Genomic DNA, 18,495 nt, shown 5'->3' with positions numbered 1-18,495 from the left:
TTTGCATCCTCCTAAAAATCTTTCTTTCGATAATCCTTGCCGTTCATCTTCACTATTTCTGTGTTCTCCATCATGCGAGAGAAGTTCCTTGGATTGACCTTCACTTCGAGTTCCTTGCTGGACAGGTTAGTGGTGTAGATTGTGCTCTTTCCGGCCCTGCTGTCGATCACCTCGAATAATTTCGTCTGTGCCCAGTTGTCTGCTCCGCTTTTCAAGTTCGTGTACTCCGCTCCCAAATCATCCAAGACCAGAAGGTCTACGCTTGCGATATAGTCCAGTAGGTCATTCTCGCTGAATTCCGAACGGTTGCCGAATGTCTCCTTGATTTTCGTGAAGAGTTTCGGCACTGACAGAAACAATGCCGTGTGACCGTCTTGCATTAACTTCTTAGCTGCCGAGAAGGACAAGTGACTTTTACCTGTTCCGTATGTTCCAGCAATCAATAGGCTGTCGCCTATCCCCTTGTCGAATTCATCCACGAAATTAAAGATGGTATTCCGAGCCTTATCCAGTTCTGCAGAAGTCGGATAGTAATTTTCGAATGATGCTTTCATCAGTGATTGGTTCACCAGTGAATTCTGATCGAACATATCTTTCGCTTGATTCATCTTGGCTTTCTGTTCATTCTCGACAACTGATTTAGCAATAGGCTTGTCCTTACACTTGCAACCAATCGGGAAGCGCTCAACTTTTCCCTTGTCTGGACCGCCCATGATAGGGATCTCCGACAGCTGCACTCTTTCACCGCAACCCTCGCAGTCATATTCGTCTAGTACGTTCATGGTAAATTGCGATTGCATTACTTCCTGGATGCTTTTCATTCGTCATCCCTCCTAGAATCCATAGTCGTAGTCATAACCGTCTGTCTTTCGTTTTGTCTGTGGTTCGAACTTGTGCACTTTGCCACCGAACTTGTTTCGTTCGTGAGATTTCACTTGGTCCAGAGTAGTCAGTTTGTTGTTGGCCCACTCTTTCAAAAGGTATTCAACAAAGCCGTAACTTTTCTTATTCCGATCAGCTGCAGTTCGTATCGCTTCTGTTATGATTTCCTGATTTTCGTTAAAGTCGTCAAACCACATGCCGAGCGATTCTGTTTGCATTGGAGAAAGCATGCATATATTTGCTTCGAACATTTGAGCGACTGTTCCGAATCCGTCTGTTGATATAGTAGTAGAATCTTTATTACTGTTATTAGCATTATTAACATTATTGTTTGTGTTCACTTGCTGTTCATCTGTTGTCCGCTTGCTGTTCATTTGTTGTTCATCTGCTGTCCATTTGTTGTTCACTTGTTGTCCATTGTGCTGATATTCTGACCATTGAACTATTGTAACCACGCTGTATTTCGTTGTTTTTTTGATGTTCAGCATTTGCCATTGCTCAAAATTATTCAGCCATCTCCATAACGTAGAAGGTGAAATAATTTCATCCTTCTTTGCACCTTTGTTGAATTCTTCCGCTAACGCATGCCTTCCGGTTACGAACTGTCCCACCTCTAATTTCACCATTTGATTGCCTATCAATTGATCACGTTCTGTATGAGTAGCTTTCATCAAACAATGGATCCAGAGCTTCAGCATATTGGCGTTGGAATATATGGGGTTGTCCATTATTTTTCTGTGTAAACTTATCCATCCTGCCACTCGACAGTCCCTCCTTCACCAATTGTTTTTATGCTACATACACTAACTTTCCAGTAGCAGCCTGTACCGCTTTCTTAAATTCGATTTCATTACTGTTTGAATCCGATAAGTGAAGCAAATGAATCTCTTGAACTCTTGATAGATCGTTAGCCTTCAGAAAGACTAATAGATTTTCAAGCGAGAAATGCGATTGCATCACTCGGTTCATCAAGAACTCCGGAACGCGACCGCTTTCCACATTTTCTTCTAGTATTTTTTGCGAGTAGTTACACTCGATCATCAAGTGGGTAAGATTCGAAAACTTGTACTTGATATAGTAGGTATCTGTTGCAAATAACAGCTTGTCATCTTCCTGATTAGCAATTAAGAAGCCGAATGGCTCTGCTGCATCATGCTGGACGTCAAATGGTAATATCGTCCATGTGCCAACCTTGAATGTCTCTTTACATGTAACTGGCCGTATACGATGATGCTGAATGCCGATAGCGTCCGCTGTGCCTTGCGACATGTAAATGTCTAACCCTCGGTCTGCAACGTCCTGTACCGCCTTGCAGTGATCTTTGTGTTCGTGTGATACCAATACGCCTGCTATATTGCTAGTTTGGAAGTTCAACTCCTTCTGTATCGACTTGAATTTAATGCCACACTCCAAGAGGAGCGAGGAATGGCCGTCTGTGATGTGATAGCAATTCCCCGTACTGCCTGTTGCGAGTGTTGTAATCTCAATCATTTAGAAACCTGGACCTTCTGATGTAACAGGCTCGAGTACTTTTTCGGGTGGTTCCGGTTCAATGATTTCTCCAGTTTCAGGCACGAAGTCTAGCTCTTCGGTGTTAGCATGTTGTTTAATCTCTTCCTGTACGTTCGGTGTAACGTCTCTCGGCTCCGTCTGTGTCAATGCATCATCTTCTGTATACAAGGCACCTAGAGTGTCAGGGAACGCTTCACGTTGTGCGTTAACGATTGCCGACTTACGAATCATGTTGAGTGGCATTGCTTTCCATGTAGCTTGTCCTTTTGAGAATTCATCCAGGCTGATTCTCGTTGTGATAGGTTTCTTTCGATCTGATCGATAAATTTTGGCCCATCCACCAATTAACTTGTCCTCGGTTAACTTGACAGCACCTTCAACTTCTACCAGTTCTCCTTTTCGCTCGACAATGATGCCTGCTTCAAACCCTTCATATTTCGGGTGGTTCTCGGCACGTTTCATAAACGCTTCTTTCGATACGATGATCTGCGCTGGCTGTGAGCCAAATTTGATTAAGTACGCTTCGTTTAGAAATGGATTCAACTTTTGAAACTTACATAGATTCATAAACATTACGAGTTCTTGGTCTGATACGTCTCCATTACCTCGTACCAAATAGTCCTTCACCATTGCCCCTGATAACTTTACCGTTTCACCGTTTACTTCAAATTGCATAGGTCTTTCCATTAGTCCAGTCATATTAAATAGCCTCCATCATGTCATTTTGTTGTGTTTCAATTCGCAACTGCTTGTCCTGCTCTGAGACAACCAAACTGATTAACTGGGAATCTGTATTTTCAATCCTCGTGACCGCCTCGGCGTTGTCAACGAAAATAGGAGCTTGAATGCCATAGTGTTCGGATAACGTGTTGATGATGTCGATTCCTACATTGATACGAGCCGCATTATTTAGACCACTTGAGAACGGGATGCCTTGATACGTAGTTTCGCAAATCTCTTGCAGACCACCATTCACCTGTGTAGCAAACAACTTAAATCGCGCATACTTGAATTTGCTGTTGATCTTGCTTTCCAGTAGCTCGACTTTCGAACGGATAAACTGCTCAGTGAGATATAGTTCACGTTCTAAGTTCTCAAATTCAGTAGCCCATTCTTTCTGTTGTTCTTCCAGTTCAGCGACCCGCTTTGCAGATGCTTTCGCTTGATCGTGAGCCGCAATTTGAGAATTGAGTTCAGAACGTTTTGTTTTGAGGTCCACTACTTCCTTCTCGATTTCCATTGCCGCTTCAGACGCATTTGCTTCTAACGACTTAATTTCCGCCTGAGTAGTAGACATTTCTGCAACTTTGTCCGTGTACTTAGGATTCGTTCGGGCGTTCTTTACTTCATCGCGTAATTCGTTCAGCTGGATGTTTAGCTTGTTGATCGCTTCTTCCTTCTTCGCAACGTCTTCTTGCAGTTGTGCGATAACCTTCTCTGATTCAGCGATTCGCTTCAACGTTTCTTCTTTATCCGACGCAATCGCCTTTCCAAGCGTTTGGATGCGCTCTAATTCTCCCGACTTCTTCGTGTTGAACTCCGCGATTGCTTTGTCTCTTGCAACCGTCAGTTGCTCTTCTGGAAGTTCCTGTCCACACGTCGGGCACTCACACGCTTCTTTATGTTCGAACTGCTTGGCGTCTTCCAGATTGAAGTCTTCTCTTAACTTCACTAGCTTCTTGTCGAACTCTGTTATATCTGATTCACCTACTTCAATTCGGTGTTTCGCATCGTCCAATTTACGTTGCATAATCGATTGATTGGATTTCTCTTCTTGGATCTTCGCAGTCACCTGGTACCCTTTGTCAGTCGCTTCTGATTCCAGTTCACGCTTGATTGATTCGAGATCCATTTCAATCTTGCGCAAATCGTTCTTTTTGTTCGTGACCGCTGCGCCGTTTTTAATGTTGTTGATTTGAGCACTCGCTTCATCTATTTCAGTTTCTACTTTTGTTAGTTCCACCTGCAATTGTTCAGGAGTGCTTACCAACTCACCACTCGCATTGTTCAGCTCGTCGATCCGTACCGGAATGCGGTCGAGCTCTTTGTTGATTTCTGCACGTTTGGACGCAATCACTTTACGGTGATCTTCGATAGTCCGACCTTTCAGGATGGCTGGTAAGTCTTTCAATTCGCTATTGAATGCTAATACATCTTCTAGCTCCACATCGCCGCATACTTCAAGCAGTGTCGCTCTACGGTCCTGCCATTTGACTTGCTCATTAAAGTAGAGTGGATTCGTGAGCAGTTTGAACACTTCTTCCTTTACGATGGATCCAACCTTCTCCTCGTACTCTTTTTTCTTTACTGGAACAGCGTCTATATAGTAGAGAGTTTCATGACCCGTAAACTCAGCCATTGGAGCGCCACGTTTCTTCGTCCATTTCTCCTTGTACACTTTGCGTAAAGAAAGAGGCGCGTTGTCTAAGGTGAACGTAGCAGCAACCTCATGCTCCAGGTTGTTCACTTCTTTTCCGTCTACCAACGTTTTGATTGCGAAGTCCGTTTTGTTATTCGAATCTTTGTTAAAAAGCAACCACAGGAAGCCATCAAATATTGAAGTTTTCCCTGTAGCGTTGTCACCGTACACTTTCAAATCGTTACCCTCTGCATCTAACTCAAGTGACTTGATACCTTTAAAGTTTTTAAGCGTTAAATTGAGCATTTTAATTTTCTTCATGATTGTTGCCTCCTTGTCATTTATGGGGTTCCGTACTATAATTCAAGTTAGTTAATATTTCGAAACCCCGAACTCGCTGCTCTAACAGCGGGTTTTATTTTTGTTCTTTTTCAACTTCCGCAACTGACAACTCATGGTGGCAGTCGTTGCACGTTTGTGGGTAGCCGACTTCATTGCCGATATACTCTCCGCAAAACTGGCAAAGTACTCCACCGATCATCATGTCTGCAAATTCACCCATTAGATTGCCTCCTCAAAATGAATAATTTCCGCGTCTTTACGAATCGCATAGACTTTCATGTGATCGCCGTAGTTGTCGTAATACGTTTGAGCTGCAGCTAACACACAGTCTTCAAATGTCATCACGTAGACCGAATCGATTTCTTGCATAAACACTATTTCCCACTGGTACGTTGTCATTTTCTTCACGCTCCTTTCTAAGTTGATGGCCTGCGTCCGCCCATAAGGTGCCGATCATGAATGCAACGACTGGAAGCAAGCACGCGATCAATAACAAATGTCCGTATTCCGTCATGTCATCAACTCCTTTCTATTCGATGGATGTGAATCCCATCAAGAAGACCAGGTCTGTGAGTTCCAATTCACAGTGGAAATGATCCAATGGCTAACCAACCAATCTGAGCTTCTTGATAGGAGCCAAAGCTCCTAATCTGTGGTATACTGAAAGTACATAAATTCTTGTTTGCCGTTTAGCGTCGGAAGCGCTGATCGGCTTTTTTTATTGCCGTAATGTTAATACCTTTGCTTTGTAATTCTTGAATCAGTAGCTGCATGTTCCGTTCATTTCGTTTGATATCCTTCTTAACTCTCACTCTCTGCAAAGACTCATAGAGTTTTAATGTTGAACCAGTAGCAGCTGACATATCATCTGTCCAAATTGCCTTTTCAATCTCTTCGATATAACCTAACGCCGCTCTCTTTAATTCCAGTACCGCCTCTATATCTGCTTCCTTGTAGTCTTTTAAATTCATTGTGACTTCCTCCTATATAAGTAGATTGATAAAACCGCCGATAATACTTGTCCCTGTTACTGATAAAATGTTAGCTAAGATCGTCATGCCTTCCATACCCGCGATAAACGCGACCAGTACGTCTGTTGAGCCTGTCACTATTGCCCACTTCTGAAAAAGTGACATCGGTGGTTCTTTGCGATCGTTCTCGATTCTTGATATATCTGCCTGTTCGATACATAAAGCGTCTGCTAGGTCTTCTTGTGTCCACCCCTTACGCTTCCGGCAAGCTCGTAATATTGCACCATAGTCCATGTCCTCACCCCCTTTTTCAATATGTCGAATTGACATACACTATTTATCTAGGATGTTGTAATCTATTTATAGACCCACTCATAACCCTCGTGTTACGCTTCGTAAGCAACCTCTGAATCTAGTGGAGCAAGCCCCTCCGCTCCGCTAGATCACTTCTAAGCTATCCGTTTAGGAATCCAAGCCTCTACATAATAGATTGCTGATTGTAAATCTTTACGTAGAACATCTTTGTATGAAGCAACACCAAAACGGTCTTTAATTTCTCGATATAGTTCACGAAACAATTTTCTTCTTGCTTGATCATCGCTTTCGATTTCATAAACCCGAGCGCCCACCGCTCTTTGTAATCTTCGTTGCATCCCATAATCCAATGTCATCTGGTTCTCTACCTTGTCCTTCAGCTGGGCAACATCCACTTTTATCGCTTCCACTTCTTCCGATGTTTCTAGTGATAGTCTCATAGATGCTTTTAATTGCTCTTTTTCAGTTAGTGGCCTAGGAGAACTTAACTCCATTTCCATTCTTTCGAATTGAGATACATAAGCGGCTGTAAACAAAACCCCTTTATCACCAGTCATCTTGTTCGCTACCATGTCGCAACCTTTTCTCGTAAGTAAGAAACACGGTCGGACTTCCTTTTTTGCATCTTGGTACGTATGCGGAATAAAGAAATCCGACGAGCGCAAACTTGCGCCGGTTAAAACTCCTATATAACTACGGATGGTTCTCAATAATTCCTTGTGCTGCTGATCTACCATTTCTGCAACTTCACGACTTTCTGTTACAAGTTCACCGTTTGCCGAAATTATTTTTAGTTCATTCACAATTATTCCTCCTCTTATCCGCTGAAGTTATAAACCAACTCATAATTACTACGTTTCTTAATCCATTCGAGCAACTGATCCGTAACGATCTTGGCGTGTCCGAAATCGTGAGTGACTGGAAAGCCTTGAATTTTTGTTGCACGGTGCACTGTTGTGTAACTCACACCCAGCAAGTCTGCACCCTCTTGCAATGATAGTAAGATTGGTAGTTGACGTTCACGCAAAGCTTCACCAACTGCCCGATTTACTGCTACACTGATGAGCTCGTTTAATTGCGTAGCCGTTGTTACAATCACTTCTGACATCTTTCTCCCTCCTATCCGAATTCTTTTCTCACACCCATCAAACTGAACTCGAATCACGGCTCTTTAACTCTGTTTGTCGCTCTCCTAATTGGTTCATGGCGAAGGTGGCTATTCAAATGCAGTTTACTGGGTGTGAGTGGTGTTTTATTAAATTACTTTTTCTTCATTCAAAGTATGAGATTCTTGTACTAAGCTACCAAACAAAAAGAACATATCTTGTTCTAGGAGTCTCGCTATTTTAAGTGCGGTTTCTAAAGGTGGAGAGATATGACCGTTCTCCCAGTTAGCGACTGACTGCTTACCTTTATAGCCAAGCATTGTAGCGAGATTTTCTTGGGATAGACCTTTTTCTTTTCTAGAGTTTATTAAATTTAAGTTTTTCATGACCTCACCTCCTGTATGAATAACTTGTACTTTTAGTATACATACAAGATTCTTGTACGTCAACAATCAAATACAATTATCTTGTACTTTTAATTAATCTTTATTCATATCATGTACAATATACTTGTACCTAATAGAGTTAGGGGTGATCGAATGCTATCCCAAAGATTGAAAGAATCACGAAAAAACAGAAAGTTAACACAAGATGAGTTAGCTTTAAAAGTAAATACAACAAAAAGTACGATTAGTAATTATGAGAATGGACATAGCACGCCATCAAATGATATGTTGGTGCTTTTATCCAATGCATTACAAATAACCACTGATTATCTTTTAGGTAGGTCTAATAATCCTACATTGACAGAAGATGATGAATTCCACGCCTTCGCAAACGATCCGGACATGGAGCGCTGGTATAGACAGCTCCCAGACAACGACGAAGACGACCTTCGCAAATTACGACAAATGTGGGATATAATCAAAAGTGATAGTAAGAATAAATAAACTTCGCAATACACGGTGTAATAAGCCGTGTTTATTTTTACATCCAGTTTAGTTATATCTCACTAATTAGTGTATGTGAGACAAATAGATTAGGAGGGATATGAATGAGAAGAGGTGTTGTATTTTTCACATTATCAATCCTTCTACTGACCGCTTGCGGCCAAGCCGAATGGGGGAAGGAAAGAGACTTAGGGAAAGCAGCGTCAGAAGCTGGAGACAACAAACAAGCTGTCGCACATTATGAGAAGGCAATTGAGTTAAAACCAGATTTTAAAGAAGCTAAGAAAGAATTGAATTTAATAAAACACGAGATAAACAAAACTGAAAAAGCTGAGAGAAAGAAAAAGGAAGAAAAGAAGAAAGCTAAGAAAATGGCTGAACGACAAAAAGAAATTGAGACTTGGGAAGCGGGCTTTGAAAACGGGTCTATCGAAAAAGAGGTTGCTCCTTTCGTTTTCAAGGTGTTTGACGACGACTATACCGATCCATCTGAATTAGTTCCACAAATTGAATATGATCAAGATGAAAAAGTAATTACTATTATAGCAAAAGGAAAAGATGGTTGGTCAGACGAATCTATCGGTTTAGGTTTTTATGAAGATTCAACAGCTATTTACCTAGAGTTAGCCAAAAACTCACAAATTAATGAGGTTTGGATATCCCTCACATTTCCTATGAAGAATACACACGGAGAAGTGAGCGACGATGAAGTTTTTAGCACATGGTTATCAAGAGAAACTATGAATAAAATAAAATGGGAGTCTTTTGATTATCAAAAATTAGTAGATGTAGTAGACGGCAAAACTATCTACCCTCAATTCGTACAATGAATTCAAGTTTAGGAATGTAACACAGGTGCAGCACAAAGATTTATCGTTAGATACAGTTATAAATCGTTTAATAGGAGTGATTATTATGGGATGGGGTTATAGGAAGAGCATAAAGTTAGGCAAAGGTACAAGATTAAATATTAGTAAACGTGGGGTGGGTGTTAGTACAGGAGTAAAAGGTTTCCGTGTAGGCACTGGACCTTCCGGTTCCAGAATGAGAGCTACCTTACCAGGAACAGGTTTGTACTATGAAAAGCGTTTGAACACGAACGCCGGCAAGAAAAAGCCAACTTCATTCTCATCAAAGAAAAATGCCCCCTTCAAGAATTCTTTAGTCGACCAGGCTGTATCTGGAACTACTGAAATTGAAGAATACGAAGATTTAATTCATTTAATCACTACCATTCATGTGGTTCCCGTTCAATCTTTTGATTGGGCCCTGGTATACGAAGAATCTCCGCCGTTTTCAAAAGATTCGACTGGACCGAATGAGCAGAGCGCTTTGGAAAAACTGAATACATATAAACCATCGTTACTTGATAAATTATTTTCGCGCACAGAAGCACGAAAAAGGATTTTAACTGAAGAAATACCTGCTGCGAAACTAGTAGATCAAGGATTAATAAATGACTGGAATCGTAGAACACAACTCGCAAAACAGGTACTTTCATATGAAAAGCAAGCCTTAATAAATGCATTGAGGGAACTTGCACCCTTTCAAAATCTTTTACAATTGGGAAGTATGGTATCTGCTTACGCTACTGACGAAAGCCACATCCTAAATGTAGAGTTTAATGTTAATGAAAAGGCTGTTATCCCTTACGAAACAAAGAGCCTAACAAAGACAGGGAAAGTGTCTACCCGAAAAATGGGAATAGGACGACGTAACGAGTTGTTATACATGTATGTAACAGGCGGTGCCCTAGCAATCGCAAAAGAGTGCCTGTCTGTACTTCCTATTGAATCGCTTTTTGTTCACTGCATTGATAAGTCAGTGAATCCAGCAACTGGTGTCGAAGAAGAAAACGTTTTACTTTCAGTACTTTTCACTAGGAACCAATTGGACGAAATTCAATACGAGTTTATTGACCCAGGTGAGTCTGTACAGTCATTCCTTCATCATATGAAATTTTTAAAAACAAAAGGCTTCCAGCCAGTATCAAGATTAGAGGGTAATTAATATGCAATATTTATTAGGTTGTTTAGGAATAATTATTGTTCTTGCTATAATAATCGCAATTGCTCAATGGTTATTCAGTAATATTATAGGCGTTATTGGTCTTTTAATAGTAGCGTGGTCCGCTTATCACTGGTATCAAAATCGGAAGTTGGGTGCCAAATCTAAAATGCCAGGTATTTTGATAGCTATTGGTTTGCTTGTTATGATTACCGGTTTCTCTTCCTCTTCCACCGAAGAAACATCCAATGAAGTTGAACAAAAACAAGAAACTGAACAAGTTGCGAAAGAAAATCCGAAAGAAACTGAAAAGGGACCAAAAGAAGAAAGTAAGGCAAAAGAAAAGAAATCTGAAACGGCTGAAAAAACAGTACCGGTTGTAGTTCCTGATAACAATACTACTAAAGAAGATGAACCAGCAAAAGTGGATAAACCGACTGAAACGGATGGCACAACAGCAAGAATTCCTGTTGAACTAGTAAAGGTAATCGACGGCGACACGATCAAGATTATATATGACGGGAAAGAGCAAAATGTTAGATACTTATTAATAGATACACCCGAAACTAATCACCCTAGATTAGGCAAACAGCCATTTGGTGAAGAAGCTAAGATTCGAAATAAAGAATTGATTGAAAGCGGAAAGTTAGAAATTGAGTTTGACGTAGGAGAACGATTTGATAAGTATGATAGACTACTAGCATATATTTATGTGGACGGAAAAAGCGTTCAAAAGATTTTGTTGAGTGAAGGTTTAGCTCGTGTGGCGTATGTTTATCCACCAAACACACGACACTTGGATCCGTACGAACAATCACAAGTAGTAGCAAAAGAAAAGAAGCTAGGTATCTGGTCTATTGAAAATTACGCAAGCGATAGTGGTTTTAACGAACAAAAAGTTGTAAAAGAAAAACCAGTTACTCCTGCACCAGCGCCAAAACCTCAACCAGTAGTACCTGCTCCACCGGCAGCCAAGCCAGCGGCTCCTGCACAGGGAACAGAATGGTTCCAAAACTGTACAGAGTTAAGAAAGACATACCCAAATGGCGTGCCACAAGGGCATCCGGCATATCAGTCTAAAATGGACCGTGATAAAGACGGTTTCGCTTGTGAAAGATAAACAATCCATAGTTTTAGAAGAGCCTTTTCAAAGGCTTTTCTTTTCAAACAAAAAAAGAACATACATTCGAAGGCGGTCATGTGATGTACGTAAATAGCCACTTAGAGGACTACATTGAGAATTTATATACTGGATTATCCATCAATAATCCAGCACAATTAAATGAATATGTTATTGCAGATCGACTGGATATCCGTATCTATCTCGCAAGTGATCCAAGCGAAGCCTTTTATTGGCAAGAGCAATACTATATTTTTATCAACAGGGATCTAGATAGCCAGCAACGTTGGCAAGACTTCGGTCATGAGCTTTGTCACATATTAAGACATTCCGGACACCAAGGGCATATGACTCCCCCATTCAGGGAATTACAAGAATGGCAGGCAGATAACTTCATGTACCACTTTTGCATTCCTACATTTATGTTGAAACATATACGACTGCCGCCAGATCAACAAGCTGCTGCTTACGTAATTACTCAATTTTTCAATGTTGAATTGAAGTTTGCTGAAGAACGATTAAATCGCTATTTAAGAAAACAATTTACAGGAGGTTTTCAGGTTGAAGAACAAATTGATACCTATTAATTCTAGAGACGAGGTAATTCCCATGAATCTAAAACCTTTGCAGGAAGAGGATATGATTCGAATACCAATCATCGTTAATTTCAAAGAAGTTGACGGTGAACTTTATTATCAAATCCGTGAAGACAACACTCTGCGTAAGTGGAAAGATTATAATCATATGAACTTCAACCGAAAGGAGAAATGAATATGTACTGCAGAAAACTAAGTAACGGAAAATGGTCTTGCACTACTGACGCCGCACCTAACCCCCTAACTGGCCAGAGACGACAAGTGACGCGCCGCGGGGATACCAAAAAGGAAGCAGCACTAAGAGCGCAATTAGCAGCTGACGAATTGTCCAAACAAAGACAGCCGCAAAAAAGACTCGTCCAGGAAGTCTATGAAGAGTGGATAAGTGTTTATGGAGAAACTGTAAAGCCGTCATCCGTAAAGACCAGAGCGGTTGCCATGCGTCCATTTATAGATAAGCACGGTAAACACATGATTAGCAAGCTACAAATTGATGATATACAGAAATTCTTGATTGAAAGGCGCGATACGGATATATCGAAACACCATATTGCCTCGACTCGAACGGCATTGAACCTAATGTTCGAATATGCTTTAAAGAATAATTACGTCGAGAAAAACTTTGTGAAAGATACTGTAATTCCTAAGGCGAACAAGAAGTCACAACAAGTTGTTAATGCGAAGAAAAAGTATCTTGAGAAAGACGAGATCCAGAACTTCCTGGCAGGTGTGAAATCGTCCGGCAGAAGAAATGCTTACTCCTTAGCGCTCACCATGTTGTCTACAGGCTTGCGTGTCGGAGAGGCATTAGCACTCACATGGTCTGATATCGACTTAGATAAGCATGCTCTCGTTGTCAGCAAGACACTATTTGAAAAGACTGCTGATGAAGGTGGGTTTGAATTCATGCCACCGAAAACGGAAGACTCCAATCGGACAGTATCGTTTAATAAGGAACTTGCTGAAGAATTAAAGAGAATGAAAGTTCAATATAATAAAGAGAAGTTGATCGGTCTGCGAGATCCGAAGTCTGAATGGCAAGATTTAGTTTTCACTGGTCGGAGCGAGCAGCCGGTCCGTGCAGTTACGATTGGTGCCGTGTTTAATAAAATCTACAAAGCATATGGAATCAAAGATGTGAGCGGCACTCATATTCTACGACACACGCATATCACCATGCTCGTCGAAGCTGGTGTGGATCTTCCTGTTATTATGGAGCGCGTTGGTCATTCTAATATAAATATCACGCTCGACATTTACACGCACGTTACGAAAAAAATGCAGAAGCAAAGTGACGACAAAATTAATGAGTATTTCCTTCAATTTATCTAAAATCAAAATAAATGTGGTTTTTCAGTGGTTTTTCATCTTAAGTAGCTGTCTATAAACGTGCGCCAACATTGTTTTAGCGCACTTTCCTCTATCTAACGTTTGAAATGATCATCATTTCGATTAATGTAAAACCTTTTTCATTCTTCAGCAAATCTACTCCTCCTTTAGATACTGTCGATCATTTTATAGACAGGCAATAAAATAGATAAATAGGATAATAAAATACAAACTGCCAGGACACCAAATAAGGCAGGCTGTACTATCGTTAACCATTGATTGGCTTTCTCCTCCAATTGCTCACTCGTATGTTCGCTATATAGCATAAGTTCTTTCGGTAAGTATCCGGTATCCGCACCGTGTTTCGCAAAATCTGCGAGCCGTGGCGATAAACCATCTGTTAAACGGATTGCTTCATGTAAAGATTCACCATAAATGACGTATTCACTAAGTTCGTTAGTGATAACCGATAATATTGGATCCTCTGTCTGCTCGGTTAGAACAGCTAATGCGCGTTGCAAGGAAAGTCCAGATTGCAACAAACTTCCGAGTTCACTGGCGAAGTCTCTAGTTTTCATTTCACTGTAGAAAGTTTTGACTCCAGGGACTTTTAATACATAGTGTAGAACGTCAGATGGAGACAACTTTTTTAACCATAATCGAACTAAAAGAAAACCAACAGCAAATATAATGGCAACAGCTAGCAAGAGATCTGGTATAGATGAAACGAGTTTCGGTAGTAATTGAACGATTCCTCCATCCTCATTCGCCCGCATTACAGTCAACGCTTCAAAATTCGGCAAGAAAAATTGCCGGAACGCTACTAATAAGATTAATAAGAAAGAAAACAGAACACTAGGATATGCCAATAGTTTTCGTATCTGTTTCTGCTTCTCTGTCTTTCGGTTGACACGATCCGCTACCTCTTTCAACGCACGTATCAAGTTGCCGTCCACTTCTGCAATAACAATCGGCAACATTATACTTTTACCGAAACCTAAACTCTTCAATATATGCGATACACCATATCCCATTTTCAACTCCTCTTCTACTTGTCGAAGTTTCTCCTCATACTCTTTCGTATGATAGGGCAAGATCAGAATGAGTCCTTCATGAAAGGTATAGCCTTCTTGTAGTAACACTGAAAGTCGCACTAGAAACTCTGCTGGCTTTGTTAATTTTTTATTGGAAGATGAACTGATTAATTTAATCCGATCCATAAAGCACCTTTTCATACAAAGCTTGCTGTACTTCAATTTTCTTATGAATAGGTGTCGTAAAACGTATACCATTGACCATTGATTCCGTGGCTATTTGCAGATCTGACTCCTGCAATATTTCAAAAACCGCTGCCGTTTCTCCAGACTGTTGAGTAATCAGTCGTTGAGCGGAGATTGCGATAATGGTCTGTCTAAGTTCTTCTACATGAATACCGAGGTCTAGTAAACGATACAAGCACCCTACAGGATCTTTCGCATGGATTGTGCTGAGAACTAAGTGTCCTGTCAACGCTGCTTCAACTGCAATTTTAGCTGTCTCTGCATCTCGTATTTCACCAATCATGATAACATCAGGAGAATGACGCAAAATTGCTTTCAGCCCAGCAGAATATGTAATACCCGAACGTTCATTCACTTGAATTTGTAGCAGATGACTATGATTATTCTCTACAGGATCTTCGAGTGAAATGACATGACGTCTGAGTTCGGATACACAATGGGAAGTCAAAGAATACAATGTAGTCGTTTTACCAGAGCCAGTAGGTCCGGTCACAAGAAACAGTCCTTGTTTGCTAGCAGCGGCTTCCGCCAATTGTTGCGTCCATTCAGGATCCAGACATAGCTGGTTGAGCGGAACGATTTTATCATGTTTCTGAATACGGATTGCGACACTTTCCCTCAATTGAATAGAGGGAATCGTCGAGACACGAAAAGAGAAGTTACAGTCTAAGAAAGACCTGTGGAAGGAACCACTTTGAGGGCGACGTTGTTCACTAATATCTAGAGCAGATAAAAATTTATAAAATGAAATTAAGCGACCGCCTAGTGTATGAGGATACTGACCGATTTTCGAAAAATACGAGTGCTTGCGAATCGTCACGTCGTATCCCTCTGTTGTAGGCACAAAATGAATATCTGTCGCTTCGGACGAAATAGCTTTCTCAAGCAGTTGTAAACAAGTTTTTTCTATAGGGTTCTGTTCAGTTTCCATAGTTCTCCCCTTTCTCCATTCGACAAAAGACCACTTTTCATCTTAAAAGGAAGTATATACGGAATATGAATTGTTTGAAAACGCACTACATTTATGTGAATTCATTTTTCAAGGTCATTATGGAGTCATAATTCATTTCTTTACGACAATTCGATACCAAAAATCAATTTTCATATTATTTTCACCATAGGTTCTGTTATACTGTAATCAGCTACTATCTTAATCCGTTCGTACAAGTACACTCTTTTGACACAATGTAAAATCGATTGGAGTTTACTTTTAGGCTTACGTTCTATTATAATGGATAAGAGCTTATTGTAATGTTGTGAAGGAGGGATTCTTAGATGGATAATATGTTTAAACTTTTAGGATTCTGGTCAGGTATTTTTGCGGTAATGTTCTATGTAGGAAATATGATTCCAGCTGCTTTACTTATGGTAGCAGGTACAGTCTTCTTTATTCTACTTGGATACTTGAAGCTATCAGAGCGTATGTATATTTACCTATTCGGAGCATACCTGATGATCTTCATGGTTGGTTTCAGTTACTATTCAATTTTCATTCACGTACCTGGCGGAGGACACTAATCCGTACATACAAAAAACAGCTTCCACAATGGAAAGCTGTTTTTTGTTTGCTTAATTTTTATTAAAACCCGTGTAAGTAGGGATTTTGATCTTTTTCGATTCCTGGTGTTGTCGCAGGTCCGTGCCCAGGATAAATTAACATCTCGTCATCCAGTGACAATAACTGTTCGTGAATCGCTTTGAGCAACGTTTCTGTATTGCCTCCAGGCAAGTCCGTACGACCTACGCTACCTTGGAACAGCGTATCCCCTACGATTGCAAACCCTTCATCTTGAAAGATGTAGCAAACGCTTCCTGGAGAGTGTCCTGGCACATGACGTGTCTCCATCTTAAATGGACCTACTTCCAATTGCTTCCCATCATGAAGTAGCACATCTGCAGGATTACAAATGACATCAGGTAATACAGGATATTTAGCTGAACCGTTCAATTCCGGGTTCGCAAGCCATTTCTTTTCCGCCACATGCAAATACACTGGGATATCATAAGCGTTTCGAATCTTTTCCAATGCACCGATATGATCAAAGTGTGCATGCGTTAGTAAAATGGCAACAGGCTTCAGCGATAACTTTCGTATTTCCGATAATAACGCCTCTGCATCTTCACCTGGATCGAATACTAAACAATTCTTCTTTTCATCTTCCACTATGTAACAATTCGTCTGAATTGGACCTAACGGATGTATATGTATCCTCATTTAATTCACCTCTTTGTCTAATATTAATGAATCTGGACACAAACTTCAAATAATCGTCATTATTTAATCTCGACAAAACGATTCATTAACAGTACAATAGAGGAGGAATATCGCTTTATGGCATTCATTTTTTCAATGTTGAAAGGAGTGTCTACTCAATGAATTTATTAGTCATCATTTTTGGATTGATTGCAATTTTAGCAGTCTTTGGAACGGTCCAAGCTTTTAAAGAGCGGAATCTGTTAAGTATAGTTTTCAATGTGGTAACGGTTGTAGTTATCGGAGGATTTACGATCGCTACTGTCATATATTCTGGATACCCGCCACAACTACACAAATAAGTTCCAAAAAATAAGGACACCCCTTCATTGGGGATGTCCTTATTTTATTTGGTTCTACGAATCGATATCAGGGAGGTTCGACACTTTGAAGGATATGCTCCAACTAGCATCTTAGTCCCCCTAGATAGGATCTCAGCGTTTATAATAGCGCTTATTCAATTGGCTCCATCTCTAACCACTTCACCATCTCGCCAGTCTCAATATCAATCCAAGTATCCAGACTATACCCTGTCAAACACTTATTACCTTTGCAATCTAGCGAGCCGCCTTCAGGTAGCTCTTGACGCTTCACTTCCTTGCCGTCTTTTATCTTCACTAGAAAACTGGTTGGCATCATCTCGGTTTGATTGGTAATCGTCATCAACAATGTATGTGTATCTGGAAATACAGCACGATCCATCACGAATGAATCATCTTCAACCAACCAAGAGTTTTTCTCTTCCCCAGTAGTATTTAGAACTGCATATCGTATCTGCTCATCTTCGAATGATTCAATTAATACCTGATCTGTAGCTGAATAGAATTGGTTGGCGTTATTCGCGAGCGTGGTTTCTTCTCCTGTAGACAGTGATTGTTTCAATACATCTGTTTCTCCCATGTACACCAACTCTTCAGTACCTAGCCACCGAGGAAATGGATCAGCGAGCTCCACCGCGACCAATGTATCGTCATTTGCGTCGTAGCGCATAATCTCGTAGTTCCAATCATCAGAGAATGCCGTAATTAGTATTTGGGAAGCATCGATACCATTCCATTGAATTTCAAGTTCAGAGGATTCTACCGATATTTGATTTAGTGGTACACCCGCATGATCGACTATATGTATGATAGCTTCCGTTGAATCCTCTGCTGTTTTGACTAGCAGTTGCGAAGCAGTAGGATGTACTTGCACTTCAGAAATCGTTGCAGTAGCCGTAAATAACGTATGTATGTCTCCTGTCTTCAAATCAAAAGACAGCAGACGGTCTTCATCATCTTTGTGATCGACGAACAAAATCGCTGTTTCATTCAACCAACCTACAACAAAACGCACATCATCTTGCGAAGCCGTAAGTGTTTCTAATGACTCAGTTTGATTTTCTACTGGTTGCTCTTCAGTTTCAAGATCCTCAGATTGCGTACATGCTATTAAAAAAAATGTGCATACTACAGGGATAAGTATTTTCTTCATTTTTTCACTTCCCTACCGTTAGTTTATAGTTAAAAAAAGCTGCACGGCATAGGCGCCGC

General features: G+C 40.6%; 27 protein-coding genes. 9 read left to right on the top strand and 18 right to left on the bottom strand.

Annotation, left to right across the window (positions count from 1 at the left end; genetic code table 11):
- Positions 1–11: 11 nt before the first annotated feature.
- The 13 genes from CSV72_RS02060 to CSV72_RS02010 all read right to left on the bottom strand — a co-directional run bounded on the left by CSV72_RS02060 (position 12) and on the right by CSV72_RS02010 (position 7,873).
- On the bottom strand, positions 12–821 hold the full coding sequence (locus CSV72_RS02060) for an ATP-binding protein (protein WP_233191045.1): 810 nt from the start codon (positions 819–821) through the stop codon (positions 12–14).
- A 12-nt stretch (positions 822–833) separates the two neighbouring features.
- Positions 834–1,643, bottom strand: coding sequence for a DnaD domain-containing protein (locus tag CSV72_RS02055; protein ID WP_099676881.1), 810 nt, complete (start codon positions 1,641–1,643; stop codon positions 834–836).
- Between the two features lie 28 nt (positions 1,644–1,671).
- Positions 1,672–2,373 carry an MBL fold metallo-hydrolase gene (locus CSV72_RS02050; protein ID WP_099676880.1) on the bottom strand — a complete coding sequence of 234 codons (702 nt, stop codon included), beginning with the start codon at positions 2,371–2,373 and terminating at the stop codon, positions 1,672–1,674.
- Positions 2,374–3,093: a phage recombination protein Bet gene (gene bet, locus CSV72_RS02045; protein WP_099676879.1), complete on the bottom strand. Its 720-nt coding sequence runs from the start codon at positions 3,091–3,093 to the stop codon at positions 2,374–2,376.
- Position 3,094: 1 nt separating this feature from the next.
- Positions 3,095–5,074, bottom strand: coding sequence for an AAA family ATPase (locus CSV72_RS02040; protein WP_099676878.1), 1,980 nt, complete (start codon positions 5,072–5,074; stop codon positions 3,095–3,097).
- A 94-nt stretch (positions 5,075–5,168) separates the two neighbouring features.
- Entirely contained in the window at positions 5,169–5,315 is a 147-nt protein-coding gene (locus tag CSV72_RS16830; RefSeq protein WP_199170034.1) for a hypothetical protein, read from the bottom strand.
- On the bottom strand, positions 5,315–5,440 hold the full coding sequence (locus CSV72_RS17100; RefSeq protein WP_255407576.1) for a hypothetical protein: 126 nt from the start codon (positions 5,438–5,440) through the stop codon (positions 5,315–5,317). The genes CSV72_RS16830 and CSV72_RS17100 overlap by 1 nt, the downstream gene beginning before the upstream one ends.
- On the bottom strand, positions 5,427–5,609 hold the full coding sequence (locus CSV72_RS16635; protein WP_158232120.1) for a hypothetical protein: 183 nt from the start codon (positions 5,607–5,609) through the stop codon (positions 5,427–5,429). Before CSV72_RS16635 ends, CSV72_RS17100 begins: the two co-directional genes overlap by 14 nt.
- A 175-nt stretch (positions 5,610–5,784) precedes the next feature.
- Positions 5,785–6,066 (bottom strand): hypothetical protein, encoded by a 282-nt coding sequence (locus CSV72_RS02030; protein ID WP_099676876.1) that lies wholly within the window; start codon positions 6,064–6,066, stop codon positions 5,785–5,787.
- Between the two features lie 12 nt (positions 6,067–6,078).
- The gene (locus tag CSV72_RS02025) at positions 6,079–6,360 is read right to left on the bottom strand and encodes a helix-turn-helix domain-containing protein (RefSeq protein ID WP_158232119.1); all 282 of its coding nucleotides are present in this window, start codon (positions 6,358–6,360) and stop codon (positions 6,079–6,081) included.
- A 155-nt stretch (positions 6,361–6,515) separates the two neighbouring features.
- Complete coding sequence (locus tag CSV72_RS02020; RefSeq protein WP_099676874.1) at positions 6,516–7,184, bottom strand: Rha family transcriptional regulator; 669 nt, start codon at positions 7,182–7,184, stop codon at positions 6,516–6,518.
- Between the two features lie 14 nt (positions 7,185–7,198).
- Entirely contained in the window at positions 7,199–7,489 is a 291-nt protein-coding gene (locus CSV72_RS02015; RefSeq protein WP_099676873.1) for a helix-turn-helix domain-containing protein, read from the bottom strand.
- Positions 7,490–7,636: 147 nt separating this feature from the next.
- Positions 7,637–7,873 (bottom strand): helix-turn-helix transcriptional regulator, encoded by a 237-nt coding sequence (locus CSV72_RS02010; RefSeq protein ID WP_099676872.1) that lies wholly within the window; start codon positions 7,871–7,873, stop codon positions 7,637–7,639.
- Between the two features lie 153 nt (positions 7,874–8,026).
- Here CSV72_RS02010 and CSV72_RS02005 point away from each other — a divergent pair, with 153 nt between their 5' ends.
- From CSV72_RS02005 to CSV72_RS01975, 7 genes are all read left to right on the top strand, one after another.
- Complete coding sequence (locus CSV72_RS02005) at positions 8,027–8,377, top strand: helix-turn-helix domain-containing protein (protein ID WP_099676871.1); 351 nt, start codon at positions 8,027–8,029, stop codon at positions 8,375–8,377.
- A 104-nt stretch (positions 8,378–8,481) separates the two neighbouring features.
- A complete protein-coding gene (locus CSV72_RS02000; protein WP_099676870.1) occupies positions 8,482–9,207 on the top strand; it encodes a tetratricopeptide repeat protein in 726 nt (241 codons plus the stop codon).
- Between the two features lie 85 nt (positions 9,208–9,292).
- The gene (locus tag CSV72_RS01995) at positions 9,293–10,387 is read left to right on the top strand and encodes a DUF4236 domain-containing protein (RefSeq protein ID WP_099676869.1); all 1,095 of its coding nucleotides are present in this window, start codon (positions 9,293–9,295) and stop codon (positions 10,385–10,387) included.
- Positions 10,388–10,808: 421 nt separating this feature from the next.
- Positions 10,809–11,504, top strand: a complete 696-nt coding sequence (locus tag CSV72_RS17250) for a thermonuclease family protein (RefSeq protein WP_369802872.1) — start codon at positions 10,809–10,811, stop codon at positions 11,502–11,504.
- 83 nt (positions 11,505–11,587) lie between these two features.
- The gene (locus CSV72_RS01985) at positions 11,588–12,091 is read left to right on the top strand and encodes an ImmA/IrrE family metallo-endopeptidase (RefSeq protein WP_099676867.1); all 504 of its coding nucleotides are present in this window, start codon (positions 11,588–11,590) and stop codon (positions 12,089–12,091) included.
- A gap of 22 nt (positions 12,092–12,113) precedes the next feature.
- Entirely contained in the window at positions 12,114–12,275 is a 162-nt protein-coding gene (locus tag CSV72_RS16630; RefSeq protein WP_158232118.1) for a hypothetical protein, read from the top strand.
- A gap of 2 nt (positions 12,276–12,277) precedes the next feature.
- Complete coding sequence (locus tag CSV72_RS01975; protein ID WP_158232117.1) at positions 12,278–13,432, top strand: tyrosine-type recombinase/integrase; 1,155 nt, start codon at positions 12,278–12,280, stop codon at positions 13,430–13,432.
- 88 nt (positions 13,433–13,520) lie between these two features.
- On the opposite strand, the gene CSV72_RS17245 is transcribed toward CSV72_RS01975, so the two are convergent.
- From CSV72_RS17245 to comGA, 3 genes are read right to left on the bottom strand one after another with little or no spacing between them, the layout of a single operon-like run.
- Entirely contained in the window at positions 13,521–13,583 is a 63-nt protein-coding gene (locus CSV72_RS17245; protein WP_099677124.1) for a prepilin-type N-terminal cleavage/methylation domain-containing protein, read from the bottom strand.
- Between the two features lie 13 nt (positions 13,584–13,596).
- Positions 13,597–14,649 (bottom strand): competence type IV pilus assembly protein ComGB, encoded by a 1,053-nt coding sequence (gene comGB, locus CSV72_RS01965; RefSeq protein WP_158232116.1) that lies wholly within the window; start codon positions 14,647–14,649, stop codon positions 13,597–13,599.
- Positions 14,636–15,640, bottom strand: coding sequence for a competence type IV pilus ATPase ComGA (gene comGA / locus CSV72_RS01960; protein ID WP_099676863.1), 1,005 nt, complete (start codon positions 15,638–15,640; stop codon positions 14,636–14,638). Before comGA ends, comGB begins: the two co-directional genes overlap by 14 nt.
- Before the next feature lie 344 nt (positions 15,641–15,984).
- Between comGA and CSV72_RS01955 the strand changes: the two genes are divergently transcribed.
- Positions 15,985–16,227 carry a DUF2626 domain-containing protein gene (locus tag CSV72_RS01955; RefSeq protein ID WP_099633587.1) on the top strand — a complete coding sequence of 81 codons (243 nt, stop codon included), beginning with the start codon at positions 15,985–15,987 and terminating at the stop codon, positions 16,225–16,227.
- A gap of 61 nt (positions 16,228–16,288) precedes the next feature.
- Here the strand turns inward: CSV72_RS01955 and CSV72_RS01950 are convergent, their stop codons facing one another.
- Positions 16,289–16,924 (bottom strand): MBL fold metallo-hydrolase, encoded by a 636-nt coding sequence (locus CSV72_RS01950; protein WP_099676862.1) that lies wholly within the window; start codon positions 16,922–16,924, stop codon positions 16,289–16,291.
- A gap of 158 nt (positions 16,925–17,082) precedes the next feature.
- Between CSV72_RS01950 and CSV72_RS01945 the strand changes: the two genes are divergently transcribed.
- On the top strand, positions 17,083–17,265 hold the full coding sequence (locus CSV72_RS01945; RefSeq protein WP_029054522.1) for a DUF2759 family protein: 183 nt from the start codon (positions 17,083–17,085) through the stop codon (positions 17,263–17,265).
- Between the two features lie 151 nt (positions 17,266–17,416).
- Here the strand turns inward: CSV72_RS01945 and CSV72_RS01940 are convergent, their stop codons facing one another.
- Complete coding sequence (locus CSV72_RS01940) at positions 17,417–18,436, bottom strand: YqgU-like beta propeller domain-containing protein (RefSeq protein ID WP_099676861.1); 1,020 nt, start codon at positions 18,434–18,436, stop codon at positions 17,417–17,419.
- Between the last annotated feature and the right edge of the window lie 59 nt (positions 18,437–18,495).

The sequence above is a fragment of the Sporosarcina sp. P20a genome (genome assembly GCF_002743175.1).
GTDB lineage: Bacteria > Bacillota > Bacilli > Bacillales_A > Planococcaceae > Sporosarcina.
The sequence above is the reverse complement of the archived record's forward strand: the minus strand, read 5'-3'. Positions and strand labels throughout refer to the sequence as shown.

What these genes read in the sequence shown, in the direction of transcription:
- CSV72_RS02060 (WP_233191045.1), bottom strand. Translation starts at nt 821, where the DNA reads ATGAAAAGCATCCAGGAAGTAATGCAATCGCAATTTACCATGAACGTA.
- CSV72_RS02050 (WP_099676880.1), bottom strand. Translation starts at nt 2,373, where the DNA reads ATGATTGAGATTACAACACTCGCAACAGGCAGTACGGGGAATTGCTAT.
- bet (WP_099676879.1), bottom strand. Translation starts at nt 3,093, where the DNA reads ATGACTGGACTAATGGAAAGACCTATGCAATTTGAAGTAAACGGTGAA.
- CSV72_RS02040 (WP_099676878.1), bottom strand. Translation starts at nt 5,074, where the DNA reads ATGAAGAAAATTAAAATGCTCAATTTAACGCTTAAAAACTTTAAAGGT.
- CSV72_RS16830 (WP_199170034.1), bottom strand. Translation starts at nt 5,315, where the DNA reads ATGGGTGAATTTGCAGACATGATGATCGGTGGAGTACTTTGCCAGTTT.
- CSV72_RS16635 (WP_158232120.1), bottom strand. Translation starts at nt 5,609, where the DNA reads ATGACGGAATACGGACATTTGTTATTGATCGCGTGCTTGCTTCCAGTC.
- CSV72_RS02030 (WP_099676876.1), bottom strand. Translation starts at nt 6,066, where the DNA reads ATGAATTTAAAAGACTACAAGGAAGCAGATATAGAGGCGGTACTGGAA.
- CSV72_RS02025 (WP_158232119.1), bottom strand. Translation starts at nt 6,360, where the DNA reads ATGGACTATGGTGCAATATTACGAGCTTGCCGGAAGCGTAAGGGGTGG.
- CSV72_RS02015 (WP_099676873.1), bottom strand. Translation starts at nt 7,489, where the DNA reads ATGTCAGAAGTGATTGTAACAACGGCTACGCAATTAAACGAGCTCATC.
- CSV72_RS02010 (WP_099676872.1), bottom strand. Translation starts at nt 7,873, where the DNA reads ATGAAAAACTTAAATTTAATAAACTCTAGAAAAGAAAAAGGTCTATCC.
- CSV72_RS02005 (WP_099676871.1), top strand. Translation starts at nt 8,027, where the DNA reads ATGCTATCCCAAAGATTGAAAGAATCACGAAAAAACAGAAAGTTAACA.
- CSV72_RS02000 (WP_099676870.1), top strand. Translation starts at nt 8,482, where the DNA reads ATGAGAAGAGGTGTTGTATTTTTCACATTATCAATCCTTCTACTGACC.
- CSV72_RS01995 (WP_099676869.1), top strand. Translation starts at nt 9,293, where the DNA reads ATGGGATGGGGTTATAGGAAGAGCATAAAGTTAGGCAAAGGTACAAGA.
- CSV72_RS01985 (WP_099676867.1), top strand. Translation starts at nt 11,588, where the DNA reads ATGTACGTAAATAGCCACTTAGAGGACTACATTGAGAATTTATATACT.
- CSV72_RS16630 (WP_158232118.1), top strand. Translation starts at nt 12,114, where the DNA reads ATGAATCTAAAACCTTTGCAGGAAGAGGATATGATTCGAATACCAATC.
- CSV72_RS01975 (WP_158232117.1), top strand. Translation starts at nt 12,278, where the DNA reads ATGTACTGCAGAAAACTAAGTAACGGAAAATGGTCTTGCACTACTGAC.
- comGB (WP_158232116.1), bottom strand. Translation starts at nt 14,649, where the DNA reads ATGGATCGGATTAAATTAATCAGTTCATCTTCCAATAAAAAATTAACA.
- comGA (WP_099676863.1), bottom strand. Translation starts at nt 15,640, where the DNA reads ATGGAAACTGAACAGAACCCTATAGAAAAAACTTGTTTACAACTGCTT.
- CSV72_RS01955 (WP_099633587.1), top strand. Translation starts at nt 15,985, where the DNA reads ATGGATAATATGTTTAAACTTTTAGGATTCTGGTCAGGTATTTTTGCG.
- CSV72_RS01950 (WP_099676862.1), bottom strand. Translation starts at nt 16,924, where the DNA reads ATGAGGATACATATACATCCGTTAGGTCCAATTCAGACGAATTGTTAC.
- CSV72_RS01945 (WP_029054522.1), top strand. Translation starts at nt 17,083, where the DNA reads ATGAATTTATTAGTCATCATTTTTGGATTGATTGCAATTTTAGCAGTC.
- CSV72_RS01940 (WP_099676861.1), bottom strand. Translation starts at nt 18,436, where the DNA reads ATGAAGAAAATACTTATCCCTGTAGTATGCACATTTTTTTTAATAGCA.